The organism is Rheinheimera sp. 1928-s (assembly GCF_029269265.1).
Lineage (GTDB): Bacteria > Pseudomonadota > Gammaproteobacteria > Enterobacterales > Alteromonadaceae > Pararheinheimera.
Window position 1 is genome coordinate 709,815 of sequence record NZ_JARIXP010000001.1, and the last position, 22,064, is coordinate 731,878.

At 47.6% G+C, this 22,064-nt stretch carries 16 protein-coding genes; 12 read left to right on the forward strand and 4 right to left on the reverse strand.

The window, feature by feature from the left end; all coding sequences use genetic code 11:
* Positions 1-64: 64 nt before the first annotated feature.
* Genes P3C17_RS03200 through P3C17_RS03215 form a run of 4 tightly spaced genes read left to right on the forward strand, consistent with a single transcriptional unit; the run spans position 65 to position 5,916 of the window.
* Complete coding sequence (locus tag P3C17_RS03200) at positions 65-1,516, forward strand: circularly permuted type 2 ATP-grasp protein (protein ID WP_300928067.1); 1,452 nt, start codon at positions 65-67, stop codon at positions 1,514-1,516.
* A gap of 3 nt (positions 1,517-1,519) precedes the next feature.
* Complete coding sequence (locus P3C17_RS03205) at positions 1,520-2,479, forward strand: alpha-E domain-containing protein (protein ID WP_300928068.1); 960 nt, start codon at positions 1,520-1,522, stop codon at positions 2,477-2,479.
* 3 nt (positions 2,480-2,482) lie between these two features.
* The gene (locus P3C17_RS03210; RefSeq protein ID WP_300928069.1) at positions 2,483-4,978 is read left to right on the forward strand and encodes a circularly permuted type 2 ATP-grasp protein; all 2,496 of its coding nucleotides are present in this window, start codon (positions 2,483-2,485) and stop codon (positions 4,976-4,978) included.
* Positions 4,979-5,034: 56 nt separating this feature from the next.
* On the forward strand, positions 5,035-5,916 hold the full coding sequence (locus P3C17_RS03215) for a transglutaminase family protein (protein WP_300928070.1): 882 nt from the start codon (positions 5,035-5,037) through the stop codon (positions 5,914-5,916).
* A gap of 70 nt (positions 5,917-5,986) precedes the next feature.
* On the opposite strand, the gene P3C17_RS03220 is transcribed toward P3C17_RS03215, so the two are convergent.
* Positions 5,987-6,871, reverse strand: a complete 885-nt coding sequence (locus P3C17_RS03220; RefSeq protein ID WP_300928071.1) for an AraC family transcriptional regulator — start codon at positions 6,869-6,871, stop codon at positions 5,987-5,989.
* 137 nt (positions 6,872-7,008) lie between these two features.
* Here P3C17_RS03220 and P3C17_RS03225 point away from each other — a divergent pair, with 137 nt between their 5' ends.
* Positions 7,009-7,764, forward strand: coding sequence for an SDR family oxidoreductase (locus tag P3C17_RS03225; RefSeq protein ID WP_300928072.1), 756 nt, complete (start codon positions 7,009-7,011; stop codon positions 7,762-7,764).
* 64 nt (positions 7,765-7,828) lie between these two features.
* On the opposite strand, the gene P3C17_RS03230 is transcribed toward P3C17_RS03225, so the two are convergent.
* Both P3C17_RS03230 and mutS read right to left on the reverse strand, forming a co-directional pair.
* On the reverse strand, positions 7,829-9,733 hold the full coding sequence (locus tag P3C17_RS03230; protein WP_300928073.1) for an alkaline phosphatase D family protein: 1,905 nt from the start codon (positions 9,731-9,733) through the stop codon (positions 7,829-7,831).
* A gap of 87 nt (positions 9,734-9,820) precedes the next feature.
* Complete coding sequence (gene mutS, locus P3C17_RS03235) at positions 9,821-12,406, reverse strand: DNA mismatch repair protein MutS (protein ID WP_300928074.1); 2,586 nt, start codon at positions 12,404-12,406, stop codon at positions 9,821-9,823.
* A gap of 32 nt (positions 12,407-12,438) precedes the next feature.
* On the opposite strand from mutS, the gene P3C17_RS03240 reads away from it, so the two are divergent.
* The 5 genes from P3C17_RS03240 to metH all read left to right on the forward strand — a co-directional run bounded on the left by P3C17_RS03240 (position 12,439) and on the right by metH (position 18,975).
* Positions 12,439-12,930 carry a nicotinamide-nucleotide amidohydrolase family protein gene (locus tag P3C17_RS03240; protein ID WP_300928075.1) on the forward strand — a complete coding sequence of 164 codons (492 nt, stop codon included), beginning with the start codon at positions 12,439-12,441 and terminating at the stop codon, positions 12,928-12,930.
* Between the two features lie 66 nt (positions 12,931-12,996).
* Positions 12,997-14,055, forward strand: a complete 1,059-nt coding sequence (recA, locus tag P3C17_RS03245; protein WP_008898131.1) for a recombinase RecA — start codon at positions 12,997-12,999, stop codon at positions 14,053-14,055.
* A 305-nt stretch (positions 14,056-14,360) separates the two neighbouring features.
* On the forward strand, positions 14,361-15,287 hold the full coding sequence (gene metA / locus P3C17_RS03250) for a homoserine O-succinyltransferase (protein WP_300928076.1): 927 nt from the start codon (positions 14,361-14,363) through the stop codon (positions 15,285-15,287).
* Entirely contained in the window at positions 15,284-16,348 is a 1,065-nt protein-coding gene (locus P3C17_RS21240) for a homocysteine S-methyltransferase family protein (RefSeq protein ID WP_346015646.1), read from the forward strand. The genes metA and P3C17_RS21240 overlap by 4 nt, the downstream gene beginning before the upstream one ends.
* Positions 16,348-18,975 carry a methionine synthase gene (metH, locus tag P3C17_RS03255; protein ID WP_346015647.1) on the forward strand — a complete coding sequence of 876 codons (2,628 nt, stop codon included), beginning with the start codon at positions 16,348-16,350 and terminating at the stop codon, positions 18,973-18,975. The genes P3C17_RS21240 and metH overlap by 1 nt, the downstream gene beginning before the upstream one ends.
* A gap of 56 nt (positions 18,976-19,031) precedes the next feature.
* Here the strand turns inward: metH and P3C17_RS03260 are convergent, their stop codons facing one another.
* Positions 19,032-19,727 (reverse strand): flagellar brake protein, encoded by a 696-nt coding sequence (locus P3C17_RS03260; RefSeq protein WP_300928077.1) that lies wholly within the window; start codon positions 19,725-19,727, stop codon positions 19,032-19,034.
* A 214-nt stretch (positions 19,728-19,941) separates the two neighbouring features.
* Between P3C17_RS03260 and P3C17_RS03265 the strand changes: the two genes are divergently transcribed.
* On the forward strand, positions 19,942-21,108 hold the full coding sequence (locus P3C17_RS03265; protein WP_300928078.1) for a tetratricopeptide repeat protein: 1,167 nt from the start codon (positions 19,942-19,944) through the stop codon (positions 21,106-21,108).
* Between the two features lie 13 nt (positions 21,109-21,121).
* Complete coding sequence (locus tag P3C17_RS03270) at positions 21,122-22,054, forward strand: M28 family peptidase (protein WP_300928079.1); 933 nt, start codon at positions 21,122-21,124, stop codon at positions 22,052-22,054.
* Positions 22,055-22,064 lie beyond the last annotated feature (10 nt).

Here is a 22,064-nt window from a genome sequence, read left to right on the forward strand (position 1 = left end):
GAACTAAAAAAATAAGCCTTGAACTGATGGTGTTCGGGTTGTATCGGACGGGAAGGAGTCGCCAATGGGTGCAAAAAGTTTTGGGCACTATCAGCAAATTGACCAGTGTTTTGATGAGCTGGTGCATAAGGACGGACAAATACGGACCCCTGCTGCGGCTATAGCCCGTTTTATTGACCGACATGGTTCAGGCGAACTTATTCAAAGACAAGAGCAATTAAATCAAACGATTAGCGCTATGGGTGTCTGTTTTACCTTGTATTCAGATGGTAATAATATTGACCGCTGCTGGCCTTTGGATGTGATGCCACGCACTATCCCAAGCTCTGAGTGGCAAAAAACCAGTGCAGGTCTCAAACAACGTTTAGCTGCTTTAAACCTGTTTATTGACGATTTGTATCATGATCAGCGCATCCTCAAAGACGGCATAGTGCCGGCTGATTTAGTGCTGGATTCGCGCAACTATCTTGCACCATGTAAGGGCATTTCGCCCCGTTATGGGGTGTGGGCCAATATCTGCGGGACTGATTTGGTGCGTGATGGCTCTGGCAAGTTTTTAGTGCTGGAAGATAACTTGCGAGTGCCGTCCGGTGTGTCTTATATGCTGGAAAACCGCACTGTGATGAAGCGCGTATTTCCGGAGTTATTTGCCGATTCCTTTATCTACCCTGTTGATGATTATCCACATCAGTTGTGGCGTATGCTGGCATCTTTATCGCCTCGTCCTGGTGATGTGCCTTGCATCGTATTATTGACACCTGGGGTTTATAACTCTGCCTATTTTGAGCACAGCTTTTTAGCTCAGCAAATGGGTGTAGAGCTGGCGGAAAATACTGATTTACTGGTGCAGGACGACATTGTTTATTTAAAAACTCTGCATGGCTTGCAGCGGGTGGATGTGATTTACCGCAGGGTGGACGATATTTTTATCGACCCAGAAGCCTTTAGACCCGATTCAGTCTTAGGCATTCCGGGTTTGATCAAAGCATGGGCCAAAGGCAATGTGTCTATCGCTAACGCACCTGGTTCCGGTGTGGCGGATGATAAAGTGATTTACGCCTACGTACCTGAAATTATTAATTATTATCTGGGTGAACAACCGCTGATTGACAATGTTCCTACCTATTTGTGTCTGGATAAAAAACAACGGGACTATGTGCTGGCCAATCTGGACAAACTAGTGGTGAAACCTGCCAATGAATCCGGTGGCTATGGCATTTTAATAGGCCCGCGCTCGACCAAAGAAGAGCAACAGCAAATGGCAGAAGCTATTAAAGCGAACCCGCGTAATTTTATAGCTCAGCCGACTCTGGCGTTGTCTACAGCTCCTACTTTGTGTGATGGTGTGTTGGAGCCACGGCATTTGGATTTACGGCCTTTTATTTTGCAGGGCAGAGATTTGTATTGCACCACAGGTGGTTTAAGCCGGGTGGCGCTGAAAAAAGGCTCTTTGGTGGTCAACTCGTCGCAAGGCGGCGGTAGTAAAGACACCTGGATCATCAACGATGAGGTCTGATCTATGTTATTAAAATCTTTGGATCATATATTCTGGTTAGGCCGTTATCTGGAGCGTTTGGATGACACGGCCCGCTTAATTAATGCCACCAGCCATTTACTGATCGACAGTCACAAAGACAGTCAGTTCAGCTGGCCTTTATTACTGGATGTATTAGGACAGAATGGTGCCGAACTCTTGAGTCAGTTGCCCGCAAGTGATTTGACGGTGGAGCAGCAGGTGATGGGGTATTTAATCACTGATGTGGACTGTCAGGTGTCTATTCGTGCCGCCTGTACTGCATTGAAACAAAATGCCAGAACAGTTCGGCAACTGATCCCACGTGATATGTGGGAAGAGTTGAATTCACTGGATTTATTTTTGCAGGAACATTGCCAGCAGTTACAAGGGCGTCAGCACAGATACCGTTTAATGACTGAAGTCAGCCGTCGTTGTCAGATGGTGGTGGGTGTGCTGGATGGTACTATGTTGCGTAGCGACGCTTTTGATTTATTTAATATTGGCCGACATATAGAGCGGGCTGATATGACCACCCGTATTATGGATGTGATGGTGTTGCAGCAGTTGCAACCGACGGATATTAAAAGACCCCGTTTCCGCTGGACCTCCATTTTAAATGCCTTGGGTGGCGTGGAGTCGTATCACTATTATCTGGCACATCAAAACACAGAAGTGGATGCGGTGGATTATTTGCTGACTTACGCTGACTTTCCACGCTCCATTGCGTACTGTTTGCATAGAGTGGCTGCATCAGCTAAAGGTTTGCCCCACAGTGCTGCTATATTGCAACGAGTATGGCAGTTACAGGACTTATTAAAAACGCAAAACTTATCAGAATTAACCACAGGTCAGCTGCATCAGCTGATTGACCAGTTTCAGACGGGGATTATTGAATTGCATCAGGTGATTAGCACGCCAAATCTTGAGTTTTCCAAAGATCTCAGCCAGCAAATGTCGGCTTGATCTATGGCCACTGTGGTGCAGGACATAGTGCAGGACGCCGCACATCATTCAGAGCAACAGCTCTGGACTGAGCTACCTCAGTGGCAGCAGTTGCAGCTGTGGTGGCAACAACAAAGCCAACAACATCTGCTGGAGTTGCATACCGATTTACAGCATCAGTTACGGGAAAACGGTGCTACTTTTGATCCCTGGCTGGAGCAACAACGTCAGCTGGATTTAATGCCATGGCTGATTAGTGATAGCCAGTGGCAAGAGTTGCAGGCCGGTGTCAAGCAACGTCAATTGTTGCTCTCGATGGTGTTGCAGGATTTGTATGGTCCGCAGTTACTGATACAACAAGGGCTGCTACCCGCTGAACTGATTTTTCAAAACAAAAACTACTTATTGCCTTGCCATCAACTGGTGCCTACTCATCAGCAGTGGCTAAGTTTGCTGGCGGTGGATATAGGCCGCGATGCTAATGGCAACTTTTGTGTTTATGCCGATCAAAGCCAGATGCCGGCAGGACTGGGTTTTGTATTAGAGCATAGGCTGGCCTTTAATCATTGTATTGGTGAGCTGAATCACAGCATTGGCAAAAGCCAGCTGGCTGGGTTTTTCCGTAAATTGCAGCTGGTGTTTGCACAGGGTACTGGCCACACAGCTGAAGGGCGACGACCGCTTTGTGGTTTATTGACTCATGGCAAACGCGACGCCGCTTATTTTGAACATGCCTTTTTAGCCAATTATTTAGATATAGCTTTGATGCACAGCGCCGATCTGATGTTTAAAGACGGTGCGTTGTGGTTAAAAACTGTCACTGGTTTACAACAGGTTGACAGCCTGATGCGTTATTTACCCGATGCGCGTTGTGATGCGCTGGAGCTGGATCCCGATTCAACGGGCACTGCAGGTTTACTGCAAAGTATTCGTCAACAGCAGCTGTTTTGCGCTAATCCGCCAGGAGCTGCATTGCTGGACTCCGGCGTGTTATTGCCTTTTTTACCAGCGCTCTGCCGTGCGCTATTAAATGAAGAATTGCAATTGCCCACCACTGCCGCTTTTTGGTGTGGTAAGCCTGAGCAGTTGCAACAGGTTTTATCTGAAGCCACTCATTATCGGTTCCGCAGGATCGACACTGCAGAAAGCTGGCTTTGGGCCGAACTGGACCCGCTACAACAACAGCAGTTACAGCAGCAGCTTTTGGCAGAACCCGGGCTTTTTATCGCCATCCGCTTACTGCCCTTAAGTTCTGTTCCCTGCTGGAACAGCACTCAAGGCAAACATCAACAGTTTGGTGTGTTGCGTTTATTTGGTTTGTTATCCGAGCAACACACACCAGCTGTAATGCCCGGCGCTCTGGCTCGTATCAGCGCTGATGCGAACAGTTTGCAGCATCAGTACAGCATGGGTTTTGTGGCCAAAGATGTCTGGGTGCTGGCGGATCAGGATCATGCGGTCAGCTTGCTGCAAAATACCCAAAAGCGGATTTTGTTATCCCGTCACAGTGGTTTATTGCCAAGCCGCGTTGCCGATCATTTATTCTGGCTGGGTCGTTATAACGAGCGGCTGAATTTAGTTTGTCGGGCTTTACGTTACACAGTGCCGCTTTTAACCAGTTTCCAGGTGACCGCCAGTCAACAAAATGACAGCAGAGCTTTAGTCCGCTTTTGTTTGCAGGCCAATGGCACTTTGCCAGACAGTGCAGCTTTGAGTTCGTTGCAACAAACCAGTGCCTTGCAGCAGGCATTAAGTGAATTGTTTTCACTGCAGCATCCGGCAGGTTTAGCGCAGGTGCTAAAAAATTTATTGTTTAACGCGCAGTCGGTGCGGGAATACTTTAGTGAAGACACCTGGTATGTGCTGGATAAATTGCAGCTGGCGCTGACGCAATGGCCTCATCCGCTGAACTGGCAGCAGCCGCAACAAATGGTGCGTTTGCTGGATGAAGTTATATTATTGCAGACCGCTATTTATGGTCTGAATAACGAAACCATGAGCCGAACCCAAACTTTAAGGTTTATGGATTTGGGTCAGCATATGGAAAGGGCATTACAAAGTGTCACTTTATTGCAGGAAGTCTTTGTGTTTGATCAGGGCCGCAACTGCAGCGCTTCGTTGATGGAGTCGGTACTGCGTATGACAGATACTTTAATGACCTACAGACGCCGCTACAAAACTGAGCTGCACCCGCTGGCGGTGATTGACTTACTGCTTTTAGATGACAGCACGCCACGTTCTGTGGGTTATCAGTGCGCCCGTCTTGCCAGTCAAATTCAGCAACTACCTAAACCCGGCGCAGCTGTGGTGCTGAGTCGTGAGCAAAAACTGGCGGTGGAGCTGGTATCTTTACTGCAACTGGCTGAACCTGAACAATTATTTGATGATCAGTTGCAGGCAACACCAGAGCTGGGGCTTTTACTACAGCAGTTGCATGCCGTGCTTCGGCAATTGTCCGACAGCATTACCTTATCGTATTTCAGTCATGCGGAAGCGGGCAAATCATGGCAGAGTTTTTAGATGGGCATTGATTTGAATTTCAGGGGGACAAGCCCCGCCCCTACAAGGCCAAACTTATGAAGTACCAAATCCGCCACCTGACCCGTTATTGTTACCAGCATCCTGTGGCTAACAGTTACAATTTGGCTTGCCTGCAGCCACGTCGATTGCCGACACAGGAGCTATGTAGTTTCTCCTTAGAGGTGTCGCCAACGGCCTCTTCTGTCTATGCCAGAACAGATACTTTTGGTAATACCCAGCATTTTATCCACTTGCAGCCACCGCATCAGCAACTGGCTGTGACGGCTTACTCTGTGGTTGAGGTTTTGCCACGCCAACAGAGTCTGGCTTTGGATTTAACTCAGCCCTGGCCACAAGTTGCCGCATTTTTCCGCCAGCAACAAGGTTATTCGCCAGAGCAACTCAAAGCACTGCTGTGCACTGGTCCAAGCCGGATGATCCCTGTGCTGGATGAAACAAAGGCGTTGATCCAGAGCATAGCTGACTCAACCTTGACCGTATTACAGCTGGCGCAGCAACTGACAGATCTGATCTTTCAGCAGTTTGAATACGACCCTGAATTTAGCTCTGTCGTTACGCCAGTGTCTGAAGTGCTGCTGCATAAAAAGGGCGTTTGCCAGGATTTTGCCCAGCTGGCTGTCAGTTGCTTACGGGCTTTAGGTATACCAGCGCGTTATGTCAGTGGGTATCTGGAAACCTCACCACCGGAAGGGCAGCCACGTTTAATAGGAGCTGATGCCTCTCATGCCTGGTTTGCTGTGTACGATCCTGAACTGGGTTGGGTCGATTTTGATCCAACCAACAACCTGATGCCGGCAGAGCGTCATATCACCTTAGCTTATGGCCGCGATTATGCCGACGTGGTGCCGCTGAAAGGCCTATTGCAAGGCCACGGCGTGCATCAGTTAGAAGTGGAAGTGGATGTGGTGCCGATTTGATGTTGGGGTCAGATCATCATTTGCGAAGCAAATGTGCTCTGACCCCTTAGATTTTCAATCACAATCCCTACTACTGAATAGTAGTCTTGCCTTGTGCTGTATCTTTTTGCGGCGTCAAACCAAACATCCTGCTGTATTCACGGGTAAATTGCGGCACGCTTTCGTAGCCTACGGCAAAAGCAGCGCTGCCAGCTTTTAAGCCTTCAGCACGCATTAAACGCCGTGCTTCTATTAACCGTAATTGCTTCTGAAATTGCAGCGGTGACAACGAAGTCACAGCGCGAAAGTGCTGATAAAAGGACGAAGGGCTCATGCCTGCAATGGCAGCCAGTTGCTCCATCTGCAGTGGCTGACGAAAATCTGCTCTGAGTACAGCCACAGCTTTGGCTATTTGCCGGATATGACTGTCCTGATAGCCAAGCCGCTGAATGGCAGCACCATGGCGTCCAGCTAATAACCAGTAGTGCATCTCCCGCACCAGTTGTTTGTGCAGCACAGGCACTGATTCTGGTCTGTCTAACAAGTTCATCAGGCGAAGTGCTGCGTCTGCAACTTGCTGGTCAGTAGGTTGAATCTGCACAGGATCCTGCGAGCTTTGTTTGGGCTGCACCATTTGTTCCGTTAATTCGGCTATCACGCTCAGATCCAAATCCAGTACCAGCGAGATATAAGGGGTATCAGGGCTTGCTTCGGTAATTTGGCTGATGGTGGGTACATCGGCACTGATCAACAAAGAATCACCGGCACTAAAGTCAAATACCTCTGAGCCCATCACCACTTGTTTCTTGCCCTGCAACACCAGACAAACCAGCGGGCGCGAGATGGCATATTCGAGCCCACTTGGGGTATGCGAACGGATAGTGGTCAGGCCGGTAATGGGCGTTTGTGCAAGGCCATATGGGTTGGCATAAGCCTCAACATAACGGCGTACAGTGTTTAATAGCGTATCTTTCATGGCTGATACTCTAGGCTACCAGAATTGATCTTCGCAAGAGCTTTGGAGAATTAAGCAAAAAATGCGGATCTTCGGGTAAATACCCGGAAGTAGCTTTTCTTTAGTATGCAGGGGTCTTAAACCACAGGAGAAAACGCATGACTAAAATCGCTTTAGTAACAGGTGCCAGCCGCGGCCTTGGCCGTAATACCGCACTGAATATTGCCCGTCGTGGCGCAGATGTCATCATTACTTATCAGAGTCGCGAGCAAGAGGCGCAAGCTGTAGTGACAGAAATCCGTGCTATGGGCCGTAAAGCTGTAGCTTTGCAGCTGGATACAGGCGCTGTTGCAGGTTTTGTCAACTTCGCAGCACGGCTGCGCACTTTGCTGGCCGATATCTGGCAACGCGATACCTTTGATCATTTGGTAAATAATGCCGGTCACGGTGACTATGCGCTCATTGAGCACACCACAGAAGCTCAATTTGACCAACTGGTGAATGTGCATTTTAAAGGCGTATTTTTTCTGACCCAGACGCTGTTGCCTTTATTGGCCGATGGAGGACGCATTGTGAATTTATCTACTGGTTTAACCCGGGTATCAGCACCTGGCTGGGCTGCTTATGCTGCAGCCAAAGCAGCAGTGGAAATGCTAACCCTCTATATGGCAAAAGAGTTTGGTCCACGTGGTATAGCGGTCAATACAGTAGCGCCAGGTGCTATCGAAACCGACTTCTTTGGCGGCGCAGTGCGTGATACGCCTGACTTTAACAAGTTCTTCGCGGATATGACGGCGTTAGGCCGGGTCGGAGTTGCTGATGATATAGGCCCTATGGTGGCCAGTTTATTGTCGGAAGACCAGCGCTGGGTCAATGCCCAGCGTATTGAAGTCTCAGGCGGGCAGGGGATTTAACAAAGTTACAGCTGCACCCGTAAGTTAAGCGGGTGCAGCTGTTGTATCCTGATGGGCCAATCTGCTACAAACTATAATCCTGCGTCAGTTCATCATCGCCTTTTTCCAGCTCAAAACTCACAGTGTCACCATCAGCGCAAAGTTGTTGAATTTTGCAGGGCACACCTTCAGCGGTCAGCTCCAATAAACCTATGCCAGCAGCATTCACCAGGCGGCGGCCTTTGGTTTCACCTATGGGCTTGTGGTGAGTGATTTTCATCCGGCGTCTTTTGGTAAACCAGTTCAGTGGCGAGCGGGAGGCGTAAAGCCAGCGGTTGGCTGTATCCAGAATGGCCAGTAGCCGGTGTGGAAACTCATTTTTCAGGCCACTGCTGGTAATTTGCCAGATAGAGGGGCTTTGCTGTTTGTGCCGTAACGCTATCTGAAATACAAAGCTGTAATGCACATCGCCGGATAAAATGACAAAGTTGCGCGGAGTTTTTGGATGACGGAATAAATTCAGCAGTGCATAAGCTGAACCCGGATGCGTCATCCAGTTTTCAGCATCCACCATCAAAGGTTTGCCGAAGCTGGTAAAGATACGCTGAATAGTTTCAATTAATTTCACGCCAAATACAGGGGCAGGGGAGACCAGCAATACAGCTTCATGCCCCAGTAGTTGTTGTTGTAGCTCAGTGATAGATTCCCAATCCATTAAACCTGAAGGCTTTTCCAAAGAAGTTTCTGAACGCCAGCGCTGAGTACGGGTATCGAGCACTAATAACGGCGGTTGGGTCGGCCAGCTGTAATGCCATTCAGAGAATTTGAGCAGGCTGTTGATGCATTCATCATGCGTTTCAGTGCCGGGTTGACTCAGAGCCTGTTGGCATAAAGGCAGCAGCTTTTGTACTTTTTCCGGCGCATTACCAAAGCCCTGAAACAGTAAGTATCCCATTAGCGCATTGCCAATAATACGGCGGGAAAACGGGTGCTCGTAGGCAGTCTTTTCCCACTCTACAGTTAAATTCCAATCGTCGGTAATGTCGTGATCATCAAACATCATGGCGACTGGCAGGTGAGCCATTAAACGTCTGACCTGGCCTAAACCTGCTTTAAACTCTGTCAGGTTTTGAGTGTAGCTGGCACAACGCTGCTGTCGCGCTGGACTAAAACTTTTCAGCAGTCCTTCCGGCACCTGCAAGTCGAGGCCTTGCCATGGCGCAGGCGACCAGACCAGCAGGTACATCGCAAACACTTCAGCCATAGAGATCAAATGGTTGTGCGCGCTGTCTGTGGTAAATACCGGCTTTTTTGCGCCTTGGAACAGCTGTTTTAATACCTGATAGCTGGCCTCGGTAGCAGGCAGAAGTTTCTCGCGTTGGTAATAAAAGGGCGTTTTGCTGTGAAGTTCGTGAGCAGAACTTAAGGTAGAGCAGGGGAGTTCTTCGTCAGCAAAATCCAGTTTGGCTATCAGTTGATGAATAGCATAAAGCGTAGGGGCTGCCACGTCGTCAGTGTAGACCTGATCACCACTTAGCATCAGTAAGGACGGCCATTGCTCCGGTGTTGTGTCTTCTAATTGCTGATCGGCACGGACTAACGCATCACCTGAAGTAAAATGTGGTTTACGACAGGAACCATGCAATACCGAATGCACTTTGGGTTTGAGAATAAAACCAGGCAAATCCCGTCCGGGATAAACTAAATCGTCCGCCCACTGCCGCCAGTTTTGCCAGTCGCCTGTGCTGGTTTTTAACTGCAGATCATAACTAATCCAGCATTCGGTTGGCAGCGCTTCATTCAGTTCCACATCCAAAAAATACAGATAGAGTTTGCCGGCAAGCTGAAGTTGTTGCACAAAAGGCTGCAGCTGTTTTGCGTCAAACTCTAGTGGTTCACCTTGTTCAGGTTGAAGCTGAAGTTTCAATGCCACTGGTTCACAAGTGGCTAACCAGATACATAGCCGCTTTGGTGTCAGGCGGCGTAGCATAGGGCCAACCCAGACTAAGGGAATACAACTGGCTGCTTTGGACAAACTTAGTTCAGAAATACCAACACTCCTTTTTCAACCCCATTTTTACAAGCTGGCTTTAAGCTGATACAACAAATCCAAAGCCTGACGGGCTGACAACTGATCCGGATCCAGTGTGGCCAGTTGCTCCAGTATTGGATGAGGTTCGGCTTCGACAAATAATTGCTGTTGCAGCGGCTCTGCTGTTTTAGCAGTTGCTGGTGCTTTGGCACTGACAACCGACTGTTGTTCCAACTGAGCCAGTTTTTGTTTGGCTTTTTGGATCACCACCCGCGGCACACCGGCCAGTTGAGCGACCTGTAAGCCATAACTTTTACTGGCTGCGCCATCCTGCACCTGATGCATAAAGACGATATGCTCGTCGTGTTCCACTGCATCCAGATGGATATTGGCTAAGCCCTGTAACTGGGATGCCAGTTCTGTCAGTTCAAAATAATGGGTGGCAAATAAGGTCATGGCTTTCAGTTGCTGCGCCAGATATTCAGCACAGGCCCATGCCAGCGACAAACCATCATAAGTACTTGTGCCACGGCCTATTTCATCCATCAGCACTAAACTCTGCGCTGTCGCATGATGCAAAATAGTGGCAGTTTCTGTCATTTCCACCATAAAAGTAGAACGGCCAGAGGCCAAATCATCGGATGCACCAACACGGGTGAATATCCGGTCGACCGGGCCTAACAAAGCGCGCTCTGCCGGTACAAAACTGCCTATATAAGCCATCAGGACGATCAGCGCGTTCTGACGCATATAAGTCGATTTACCGCCCATATTCGGGCCTGTAATCATCAGCATGCGCCGCTCTGGCGAGAGCTTAAGTGGGTTGGCAATAAAAGGTTCAGTCATTACCTGTTCAACCACAGGGTGACGGCCGGCTTCTATTTGTATACCCGGCTCTGGCGTCAGCTCTGGTTGATGGTAGTTTAGCTGTTCAGCGCGCTCTGCGAAGTTGGTCAGTAAATCCAGCTCGGCCAAAGCAGCTGACAGTTGCTGCAATTCAGCGAGGTAAGGCGCTGTTAAATCAAACAACTCGTCATACAGCTGTTTTTCCAAAGCCAAAGCTTTGCTTTGACTGCCAAGCACCTTGTCTTCGTATTCTTTTAACTCAGGAATAATAAAACGTTCATTGTTTTTTAAGGTCTGGCGGCGAATATAATCCGCCGGAACCTGATCGGCAGCGCTGCGGCCGGTTTCAATGTAATAACCAGCGACTCTGTTAAAACCAACTTTGAGTGACGCTATACCTGTACGCTCTTTTTCACGTTGCTCCAACCGCTCCAGATAATCCGTAGCACCTGTCGCCAGTTCACGCCATTGATCCAATGCGGCGTTGTAGCCTGAAGCTATCACACCACCATCGCGAATAAGCATAGGCGGGGTTTCGACTACGGCACGCTCTAATAAATCACAAAGCTCTGGCAACGGTTGGCATTTAGCAGCAAGCTGCGCCAATAAAGGGCTGTGTAACAGAGTCAGTTCAGGTGACAGCTCTGGTAATAACTGCAGAGCAGCACGTAAACGGGAGAAATCACGGGGACGAGCACTACGCAGTGCTAAACGGGCAATCACTCGTTCTGTGTCACCCACTTGTTTAAACAGGGGCTGCAAACTTTGGTGGTGTTGCTGCAATTCAGCCACGGCCTGATGACGACCTGACACCAAGGACTGATCGCGCAGCGGCGCATGGATCCAGCGCTTCAGTAAACGACTGCCCATAGCGGTCTGACATTGATCCAAAACAGCTGCAAGGGTGTGGTCAAATTGGCCTGCTAAGGTTTGGGTCAGTTCTAGGTTACGCCTTGTTGCCGCATCCAGAACTATGCAGTCCTGGTTGCGTTCAAGAGCAATAGAGCGGATATGCGGCAACTGAGCGCGCTGGGTGTCTTTGACATAACCCATTAAACAGCCTGCAGCCATCAGCGCAACCGGGGCTTGTTCCACACCAAAACTTTGTAAGTCGCGGGTACCAAATTGTTGGGTCAGTAAACGTTTGGCATTACTTAGTTCAAATTCCCAGACAGGGCGGCGGCGCACCCCTTTGCGGTTAATGACGCTATCCGGCCAGTCCTGCTCTTCAGCATATAAAATCTCTGCCGGATTTAAGCGCTGTAATAACGCCAGCAAATCATCCAGGTGGGTGACTTCGTTGACTAAAAAGCGGCCGCTGCTTAAATCTAAGTACGCAAAACCATAACTGCCTTTTTGCTGATACAAAGCCGAGACCAGGGTGTCCTGACGTTCATTCAGCAGCGCTTCGTCTGTGACAGTGCCTGGCGTGACAATACGCACCACAGCGCGTTCAACCGGGCCTTTGCTTAACGCCGGATCGCCGATTTGTTCACAAATAGCGGCAGATTCACCCAGTTGCACTAAACGGGCTAAATAGCCTTCAATCGAATGATAAGGCACGCCCGCCATAGGAATAGGCTGGCCCGCCGACTGGCCTCTTTTAGTCAGCGAAATATCTAACAGGGCAGAGGCCTTTTTGGCATCGTCGTAAAACAGCTCGTAAAAGTCACCCATACGATAAAACAGCAAAATATCAGGATGCTGGCATTTCAGGCCAAGGTACTGTTGCATCATCGGAGTGTGCGGGCTTAGGGCTTGCCCGTCTTTCTGTTCTGGCGGCATAATGGCTTAATAATTCCTGCGTTGGACCAAAGATGACAATTCCAGTAACCACCTACAACTTGGCGGCGGATCTCGGAGCGCTATTATTGCGGAAAAACTTCAGTATCACCACAGCAGAATCCTGCACAGGCGGTGGTATTGCTTATGTGTTGACCGCAGTACCCGGCAGCTCAGCTTATCTGGACCGCTCTTTTGTCACCTACAGCAATAAATCCAAGCAACAGCTGTTAGGTGTAAAAGCCGAAACTTTGTTGCAATACGGTGCTGTTAGCAAAGAAACAGTATTGGAAATGGCAGTAGGGGCAGCCAAAGTAGCTGGGGCTGAAGTGGCGGTAGCAGTGTCTGGTATTGCCGGCCCTGATGGCGGTTCTGCCACTAAACCAGTGGGTACTGTGCATTTTTGTTTTGAAATTCAGGGCCATCAGGTATTGTCGCACCGCATCTTTGATGGCGACAGAGCGACAGTACGCCAGCAGGCGATCGATTTTGTCTTGCAGCAGCTGATCTTGTTATTGACAGACTAAAGCAAAAAGACTACTGTATGAGCATACAGCACTTTGAGTGCATCCAAGAATCCACCGGAGAGAGCAATGGACGACAATAAACAAAAAGCACTGACCGCAGCCTTAGGTCAAATCGAACGCCAGTTTGGTAAAGGTTCCATTATGCGTCTGGGCGACAGCACTGCGCTTGATATCGACTTTATCCCTACAGGTTCGTTAGGTTTGGATATTGCGCTCGGCATAGGCGGTTTGCCTTGTGGTCGTATTGTTGAGATCTACGGTCCTGAATCTTCTGGTAAAACAACTTTAACTTTACAAGTTGTCGCTGAAGCTCAGCGCATGGGTAAGACCTGTGCTTTTATCGATGCTGAACACGCGCTGGACCCTGTATACGCGAAAAAATTAGGCGTAAACGTCGACGATTTATTAGTGTCTCAACCGGATACAGGTGAACAGGCACTGGAAATTTGTGACATGTTAGTACGTTCTGCTGCGGTAGACGTGATCGTTGTCGACTCAGTAGCTGCATTAACGCCTCGCGCTGAAATTGAAGGCGATATGGGTGACAGCCATGTAGGTTTGCAGGCACGTTTAATGTCTCAGGCGCTGCGTAAACTGACAGGTAATATCAAACGTTCAAACACTTTATGTATTTTCATCAACCAAATCCGGATGAAAATTGGTGTGATGTTTGGTTCACCAGAAACCACCACTGGCGGTAACGCTTTAAAATTCTACGCTTCAGTGCGTTTAGATATTCGTCGTACTGGTTCTGTGAAAGATGGCGACGAAGTGACGGGTAACGAAACCCGCGTCAAAGTAGTGAAAAACAAAGTAGCACCGCCGTTTAAACAAGCCGAATTTATTATTATGTACGGCGCTGGTATCAGCAAAGATGGCGAGTTAGTCGACTTAGGTGTGTTGCATAAGCTGATCGATAAAGCCGGTGCCTGGTATGCCTACAAAGGTAACAAAATTGGTCAGGGTAAAGCCAACGCCATGAAGTACCTGCAGGAAAACCCTGCTGTGGCCAAAGAAATTGAAGCTGAATTACGCCGTATGCTGTTACTGGAACCTTCGAAAGGTGCTCCGTCACCAGCAGAAGATTTTGGTATGTTGCCAGCTGACGCAGAAGCTGATCTGTAAGCTGCATTAGCCCACAGTTTAAGCTTAAAGAGTAAGTGCAAAGAACAGGCGTAAAAATTAAAACAAACCCGGCTCAGGCCGGGTTTGTTGTTTTTAACTGTACTGCATATGAGAAAACATAGATTTTATTTCCTGTCCTGCCTGGCTATTTTTAACATCAAAAGCTGATGATGCTGAGGCCTGAACAACTGGTATTCATTCATCGGCCATCTTTATTTTTATTTAGACGTCTAAACGTTTAGAAGTTGACATTTCCGCAGCTTTGAGCCAGAGTAACCTCATTTTTCAGCCTTGTCGGAGATGCTATGCCTATTAAAGTCATTGATCAGTTACCTGCTGTGGAAGCTCTTTCTGCGGAGAACGTTTTTGTCATGACTGAAAGCCGGGCTTTATCGCAGGATATCCGGCCGCTGAAAATTGCCATTCTGAATTTAATGCCGAACAAAGTCGCGACTGAAATCCAGTTATTGCGCTTGTTAGCCAATAGCCCGCTGCAGGTGGATGTGGAGCTGATACGACTGGATAATCATGTCAGCAAAAACACACCACAAAATCATCTGGACTGCTTTTACCGCTATTTTTCTGATGTGCAGCAGCAAAATTATGATGGTTTGATTATCACGGGTGCGCCTTTAGGTTTAGTAAATTACGAAGACGTTAGTTACTGGCCTCAACTGGCAGAAATTCTGACCTGGGCTGATCGTCATGTCACCTCCACTTTGTTTTTATGCTGGGCTGCTCATGCGGCTTTGTATCATTACTATGGCTTGCAGCGCGAAATTCGTGGTGAGAAGTTATCAGGAGTGTACTGGCAAAATGTCTCTCAGCCTTTAAGCCCATTAGTACGGGGCTTTGATGATGAGTTTTTAGTGCCACACTCGCGTTATGCTCAGGTGCCTAAGCAAAAGTATCAACATCACCCAGATTTGCATGTGTTGGCCGAAGCCGATGCGACAGGGGCTTATTTATTGCAAAACAGTACAGGCAGCCGGGTTTTTGTCACTGGTCATCCTGAGTATGATTTGACCACCTTAAATGATGAATACCAGCGCGATCTGGCTGCAGGTCTTGAGCCTAAAATTCCAGAGAACTACTATAAACAAAACGATCCGGCTAAAGGTCCACATAAGTTATGGCAAAGCCACGCCTTTTTATTATTCAGCAACTGGCTGAACTATTATGTGTACCAGGCCACACCTTTTGATATTCAGCAGATAGGGCATTCGTCATGACCAATCGTAGTGTGTTAACTCCAGACGACCTTCGTGCGTTGTTGGCGGAACGTATTCTGGTGTTAGATGGTGCTATGGGCACTATGATTCAACAATACAAATTGCAGGAAGCAGATTACCGCGGCACTGAATTTGCCGATTGGTCTACTGATCTGAAAGGCAATAACGATTTGCTGGTGCTGACTAAACCACAATTGATCCTGGATATTCATCGCCAGTATTTAGCTGCTGGTGCTGATATTCTGGAAACTAACAGCTTTAACGCCACGCCTATTGCTATGGCTGACTACGATATGTCACATTTATCAGCGCGCATCAACCGTGAGTCGGCAGCTTTGGCGCGTCAGGCCTGTGATGAATACAGCACGCTGGACAAACCACGTTTTGTTGCTGGTGTATTGGGCCCAACCAACAGAACTGCTTCTATTTCACCTGATGTAAACGACCCGGGTTACCGTAATGTCGACTTTGATACTTTGGTCAGCGCCTACTCTGAATCCACTCAGGCACTGATTGAAGGTGGTGCCGACATTATTATGCTCGAAACCATTTTTGATACGCTCAACGCCAAAGCCGCCGCTTTTGCGGTACTGAAAGTTTTTGATGAACTGGGATTCAGTTTACCTGTGATGATTTCCGGCACCATTACCGACGCTTCAGGCCGTACTTTATCCGGCCAAACCACAGAAGCTTTTTACCATTCATTAGCTCATGTAGAGCCTGTCAGCTTTGGCCTGAACTGCGCTTTGGGCCCGGATTTATTGCGGCCTTATGTCGAGACTTTGTCTGGTATTTCAGAATGTTATGTCTCAGTGCATCCAAACGCTGGTTTACCTAATGAATTTGGTGAATATGATTTAGGTGCAGTAGATATGGCCAAAGAAATTGCCGATTGGGCAGAGCAGGGCTTTTTAAATATTGTCGGTGGTTGCTGTGGTACTACACCTGAACATATCAAAGCCATCAGTGATGTAGTGGCCGGTTTACCTGCGCGTCAGCCGAAACAGAAAACGCACCAGTTTCATTTGTCTGGTTTAGAAGCTTTTGGTCTGGAGTGGTAATGCGACAACAAGCCCGTTTTATTAACGTTGGTGAACGCACTAACGTCACAGGCTCAGCCCGTTTTAAAAAGCTGATATTAGAAGGCGAATACGAAAAAGCTTTGGATGTTGCCCGTCAGCAAGTCGAAAGCGGCGCTCAAATCATCGATATCAACATGGACGAAGCCATGCTCGACAGCAAGGCGGCCATGGTGCGTTACCTGAATTTGTTAGCATCCGAGCCCGACATTTCCCGTGTGCCTATTATGGTCGACTCGTCCAAGTGGGAAGTGATTGAAGCGGCACTGAAATGTATTCAGGGTAAACCTGTCGTCAATTCGATTTCGCTCAAAGAAGGCATAGAGCCGTTTTTATATCAGGCTAAATTGTTACGCCGTTATGGTGCAGCAGTAGTGGTGATGGCCTTTGATGAAAAAGGTCAGGCTGATACTAAAGCGCGTAAAGTCGAAATCTGTCAGCGAGCTTATGACATTCTGGTCAATCAGATTGGTTTTCCGCCAGAAGATATTATCTTCGACCCGAATATTTTTGCGGTAGCGACCGGCATCGAAGAACATAACAATTACGCGGTCGACTTTATTGAAGCCACCCGCGAAATCAAACGCTTATGCCCTTACGCCAAAATCTCTGGTGGTGTGTCCAATATCTCCTTTTCGTTTCGCGGCAATGACCCGGTACGTGAAGCCATGCACTCGGTGTTTTTGTACCATGCCATTGGGGCTGGTATGGATATGGGCATAGTCAACGCCGGTCAGTTGGCGGTGTATGACGATATTCCAGAGTTATTACGTGAGCGGGTTGAGGATGTGATCTTAAACCGACGCGAAGATGCCACAGAACGATTGCTGGACATTGCGGCCGAGTTTAAAGGTGATGGTTCTGTTGCCGTCAAAGAAGACGAAGCCTGGCGCGCCTGGCCCGTCAATAAACGGCTTGAGCACGCGTTGGTGAAAGGCATTACCGACTTTATTGATCAGGACACTGAAGAAGCCCGCTTAACGGTAGAACGGCCTTTGCATGTGATTGAAGGTCCGCTGATGGACGGCATGAACGTGGTCGGCGACTTGTTTGGCGAAGGTAAAATGTTCCTGCCTCAGGTGGTCAAATCCGCCCGAGTGATGAAAAAAGCAGTGGCTTATTTACAGCCTTTTATTGAGCTGGAAAAAGCCGGTACCGGCGCCCGCGCTCAGGGCAAAGTGCTGATGGCGACAGTCAAAGGCGATGTGCACGACATAGGCAAAAACATTGTTGGCGTCGTGCTGCAATGTAATAACTATGAAGTGATCGACCTTGGTGTGATGGTGCCTTGTGCGACTTTGCTGCAAAAAGCCAAAGAGCTGAATGTCGATATTATTGGTTTGTCTGGCCTGATTACGCCGTCTTTAGATGAGATGGTGCATGTGGCGAAAGAAATGACCCGCTTAGGTTTTGATATCCCGTTGCTGATAGGTGGTGCTACGACCTCTAAAGCTCATACCGCGATCAAAATTGCACCCAATTACTCGCATGGTGTGGTGTATGTACCAAATGCTTCGCGCAGTGTGTCCGTGGTGCAGTCGCTGATCAGCAAAGAGCATAGACCAGCCTTTTTAGAGCGGGTGAATGATGAATACGACAGAGCCCGCGACCAGCATGCCCGCAGTCGACCAGGTGAAAAACTGCTGACTCTGGAGCAAGCCCGCGCTAATAAATTCCAGCTGGATTTAGCCAAAGTAGCTCCCGTGCCTAAACAGCCTGGGGTGCATTTATGGCAGGACGTAGATTTAGAAACGCTGCGCGATTACATCGACTGGACGCCATTTTTCCTAACCTGGCAATTGTCCGGTAAATATCCTGCCATTTTGAATCATCCTGAAGTGGGCATGGAAGCACGTCGTGTGCACAGAGATGCCAACGCTATTCTGGATTTAATGATTAAGCAGCAAAAAGTGCAGGGCAAGGCAGTATTTGGCTTCTTTCCTGCCAATAGTGACGGCGACGATATTATTGTTTACACCGATGAGAGCAGAACTACAGAACGTTGCCGTTTGTTTAACTTACGCCAGCAATTGCAGCTGCGTAACGACAACCCTAACTGCTGCTTAGCTGACTTTGTGGCTCCTGTGGATTCCGGCATTGCCGATTATATTGGTGGTTTCGCTGTTAGCACTGGTTTTGGTGCTGATGAGCTTGCTGCTGAATTTGCAGCTCAGCACGATGATTACAACAGCATAATGGTCAAAGCATTAGCTGACCGTTTAGCTGAAGCATTAGCCGAATATCTGCATATGAAAGTACGACGTGAATTCTGGGGTTATGCGCCGGATGAGACATTGGATAACGAGCAGCTCATTCGTGAGTTGTATCAGGGCATACGACCAGCGCCTGGTTATCCGGCTTGTCCTGAGCATACAGAAAAGGGCACTTTATGGCAGTTATTGGATGTGGAAGCCCAAACTGGCATCCAACTGACTGAAAGTTATGCCATGTGGCCAGGTGCCGCCGTCAGTGGTTGGTATTTTGCTCATCCGGATAGCAAGTACTTTGCAGTGAGCAAAATTGGTATTGACCAAAAAGATGAATACGCTACGAAAAAAGGCTGGAGCGAAGAACACGCGGAAAGCTGGTTAGCGCCGAATTTGGGATGAAAATGGGGTCAGATCACATTAGTAAACAACGTTAATGTGATCTGACCCCATTTTAACTAGCTGGCGATAGCCGGGTCGACGATAAAACGTTGCAGCATTTTAGCGACCTGTCGCTCCGGTAATTCAAACTTAATACCTAAAGACAGCTCCTGTAATTCCAGATGGCAGTTCATAATTTCGCCTGGGATCTGAATTCTTTCTTCTTCACCCGGTACCAGAAGTTCCATCAAAATTTGTACCTTGTTAATCTGACTGGCTTCCGCATGCAGCTTCATTGAAAAACGGCAGCCACAAGGTGATATATCAATGACAAAGCCGTTATAAAGGGAAAAGGTTTCTGGCAAGGCCCCTTGTTCCACTGGATTGACATAGGCCGGAATAAAAGCCCGGATCCGTTGTTTGGCCCGTAAAGATCGGTTTTCAATCTGCTGAGGATACTCCAGAAATAATAAATGCACCGGATGATGAGAAATGGTTTTTATCATGGCTCTGAAGGCAATACATTCACCTAAATCGCCTTCCAGCAGGCAACGCACAACCGTCATATTGCCTTCAACAAACACATCTTTATAGCCACCATCTATCACTTGTTGTGGTAGCTTCAACACCAGATAGCGATTTTTTTCATAACCAATCAAAGAGGTTCTGATCCTTAAACTACTGGGTTGTGAAAACTGTAAGTCGACTTGAGAGCCTGGATGCAAGTGCCTGATTTTTTCATGCACCACGGGTGAAAGTAACGACTGTTCCATCGATAGTCACTCCTGATTAAAAAGTGAACAAAAACGCATCTTTGATTAATAGTGCAAATATGATAAAAATGCAAAGTTATTTTCTGTTTTGGAGACTGATTTTATCAATTACGCCAAAGGGTGAAAAAACGTGATGAAATGGTATGCGAAAACATCAATTGTGGATAAAACTACCCTATAGTTTAACAATGAAAAACTAATACAGATGACGGCCATGAAACTTCTTCTGCCCATTGGTTTGGTGGTGTTTTTAACCGCATGCCAGCAAAACAACATTCCAACTACAACACCTGCTAGTCTGCTGAATGACGCTTTGTTTAATCCTGTCGATGTCGTTATTGAAACTCCTGAACAAATTTTTGCTTTACCTGAGCAAACCAAAGTGGATATTAGGGACTTAACTCGTGCTGCAGATTCACCTCGGGTGAAAACAGATTTGTTACTGAATTATTTGTTTGAGAAAAAAGGCAACAGCTTACTGTATCAAAATGATGCAACTCTGACCGCAGCGGAAACCCTGGCTGCCCGCCAGGCGAATTGTTTGTCTTTAACGATCTTGTCTTACAGCCTTGCACAGGAAATGCAACTGAATGCAGAATTCCGTGATATAAAAATTCCGGAATATTGGACTCAGAACAATGGTCAAAGTCTGTTGAATGGCCATGTGAATTTGAATATTGTTGGTGGTCAAAGTATTGGAAAAGGCGGGGGAGTACATTACAGTATTTTCAGTTATGTGGTTGATTTTGATATGCAAAGCAACAAAAACCATTTCCCTTCTGCTGTGCTGGATCAGCAGCAGATTGTAGGCCTGTTTTATAACAATAAAGCTGCTGAAGCTATGGTGTATGGCAAAGATGATCTGGCTTATGCTTATCTGAAGGCAGCAATTTCTGTTGACCCTCGGGCTGAAGAGAGCTGGAATAACCTTGCAGTGTTATACAGACAGAAACAGCAATTTGAGCTGGCTGAAAAAGCCTACCTGTTATCGGCACAATTGGCTCCTGACCAACTTAATTCAAAAGCAAATCTGGCTTTACTTTATGAAGTGATGGGAAAAACCGAACAGGCTGCTCAGTTAAGCGCTATGGTTGCGGCAAAAAGAAACCAAAACCCCTATTACCATATGATGTTAGGGAATGAGTCATTAACTTCTGGTTCTGCCCATAAAGCGATAGAGCATTATAAAAAGAGCCTTACATTAGATAAAAAGTTGGCTGAGGCTATGTTTGGCCTGGCTAAAGCCCATTTGTCATTGGGACAAACAGACAAGGCACAGCAATACTTACAGTCTGCTGAGAAGTCTGCGCCAAGTCGCAGTGAACGTGCACGTTATCAATACAAACTAAAACTGCTGACAGCTGCCGCTGTGCAGCATTAAGAGGCTTAAATCAGTGCTGTGTCGTGTTGTTTTTTCTGCGTTGTTTTTGTTCAGCACTGTTGCTGCTTTTTTTCTGCAGGCTCAATCAGCTTTATTACATGATATTCAGCAGTTATCTGATGATCGTATGAGTGGGCGGGAAACTGCTACTCATGGCTCTGAGCTGGCCCGTAATTACATCCAACAACGCTTTGCCGATTTAGGTTTGACCGCGCTGAAAGATAATTTTCAGCACCCTTTCAGCTACAGATCCGGTTTTTCTGACAAGCATGGTATTAACCTGATTGCTGAATTAAAAGGCTGCTCTCAAGCAGATACTTACATAGTGATGACAGCGCATTACGATCACTTAGGCATAGTCGCTGGCAAAATATACAACGGGGCTGATGATAATGCTTCTGGTGTTGCGGCTATGTTGGCGTTGGCGGAGTTGCTGAAAGCTCAGTCTTGTCCTCGTTACAGCTATCTTTTTGTCGCGACTGATGCTGAAGAAATCGGGCTCTATGGCGCGAAAGCTTTTGTCGCGTCACCGCCAGTGGCCATACAGCAGGTTGTGCTGAATATTAATCTGGACATGCTGAGCCGGGGAGAACGCGCGAATCAATTGTATCTATATGGCGCGTTTTCATTGCCCGGCATGGCGGATTATGTAAAAACTCAGCAGTTTGCGGTCAAGCTGAAATTACGCAAAAGAGGCCAGGGTTTAAGAGGAAAGCATCAGTTGGATTGGGCTAACGCCAGCGATCATGCGCCGTTTCGGCGGGCCGGAATTCCTTTTTTGTTTTTTGGCGTCGACTCGCACAAAGACTATCATACGCCACAAGATGATTGGCAGAGAATTAACCCTGCTTATCTGCAACGTATGTTTGATAGTCTGAGTCAACTGGTGTTATGGCTGGATCAGCAACCGCCTGAATGGTATCAGGCGGCACGAAAAACGAGATAATCTACGTTAA

What these genes read in the sequence shown, in the direction of transcription:
- P3C17_RS03200 (WP_300928067.1), top strand. Translation starts at nt 65, where the DNA reads ATGGGTGCAAAAAGTTTTGGGCACTATCAGCAAATTGACCAGTGTTTT.
- P3C17_RS03205 (WP_300928068.1), top strand. Translation starts at nt 1,520, where the DNA reads ATGTTATTAAAATCTTTGGATCATATATTCTGGTTAGGCCGTTATCTG.
- P3C17_RS03210 (WP_300928069.1), top strand. Translation starts at nt 2,483, where the DNA reads ATGGCCACTGTGGTGCAGGACATAGTGCAGGACGCCGCACATCATTCA.
- P3C17_RS03215 (WP_300928070.1), top strand. Translation starts at nt 5,035, where the DNA reads ATGAAGTACCAAATCCGCCACCTGACCCGTTATTGTTACCAGCATCCT.
- P3C17_RS03220 (WP_300928071.1), bottom strand. Translation starts at nt 6,871, where the DNA reads ATGAAAGATACGCTATTAAACACTGTACGCCGTTATGTTGAGGCTTAT.
- P3C17_RS03225 (WP_300928072.1), top strand. Translation starts at nt 7,009, where the DNA reads ATGACTAAAATCGCTTTAGTAACAGGTGCCAGCCGCGGCCTTGGCCGT.
- P3C17_RS03230 (WP_300928073.1), bottom strand. Translation starts at nt 9,733, where the DNA reads ATGCTACGCCGCCTGACACCAAAGCGGCTATGTATCTGGTTAGCCACT.
- mutS (WP_300928074.1), bottom strand. Translation starts at nt 12,406, where the DNA reads ATGCCGCCAGAACAGAAAGACGGGCAAGCCCTAAGCCCGCACACTCCG.
- P3C17_RS03240 (WP_300928075.1), top strand. Translation starts at nt 12,439, where the DNA reads ATGACAATTCCAGTAACCACCTACAACTTGGCGGCGGATCTCGGAGCG.
- recA (WP_008898131.1), top strand. Translation starts at nt 12,997, where the DNA reads ATGGACGACAATAAACAAAAAGCACTGACCGCAGCCTTAGGTCAAATC.
- metA (WP_300928076.1), top strand. Translation starts at nt 14,361, where the DNA reads ATGCCTATTAAAGTCATTGATCAGTTACCTGCTGTGGAAGCTCTTTCT.
- P3C17_RS21240 (WP_346015646.1), top strand. Translation starts at nt 15,284, where the DNA reads ATGACCAATCGTAGTGTGTTAACTCCAGACGACCTTCGTGCGTTGTTG.
- metH (WP_346015647.1), top strand. Translation starts at nt 16,348, where the DNA reads ATGCGACAACAAGCCCGTTTTATTAACGTTGGTGAACGCACTAACGTC.
- P3C17_RS03260 (WP_300928077.1), bottom strand. Translation starts at nt 19,727, where the DNA reads ATGGAACAGTCGTTACTTTCACCCGTGGTGCATGAAAAAATCAGGCAC.
- P3C17_RS03265 (WP_300928078.1), top strand. Translation starts at nt 19,942, where the DNA reads ATGAAACTTCTTCTGCCCATTGGTTTGGTGGTGTTTTTAACCGCATGC.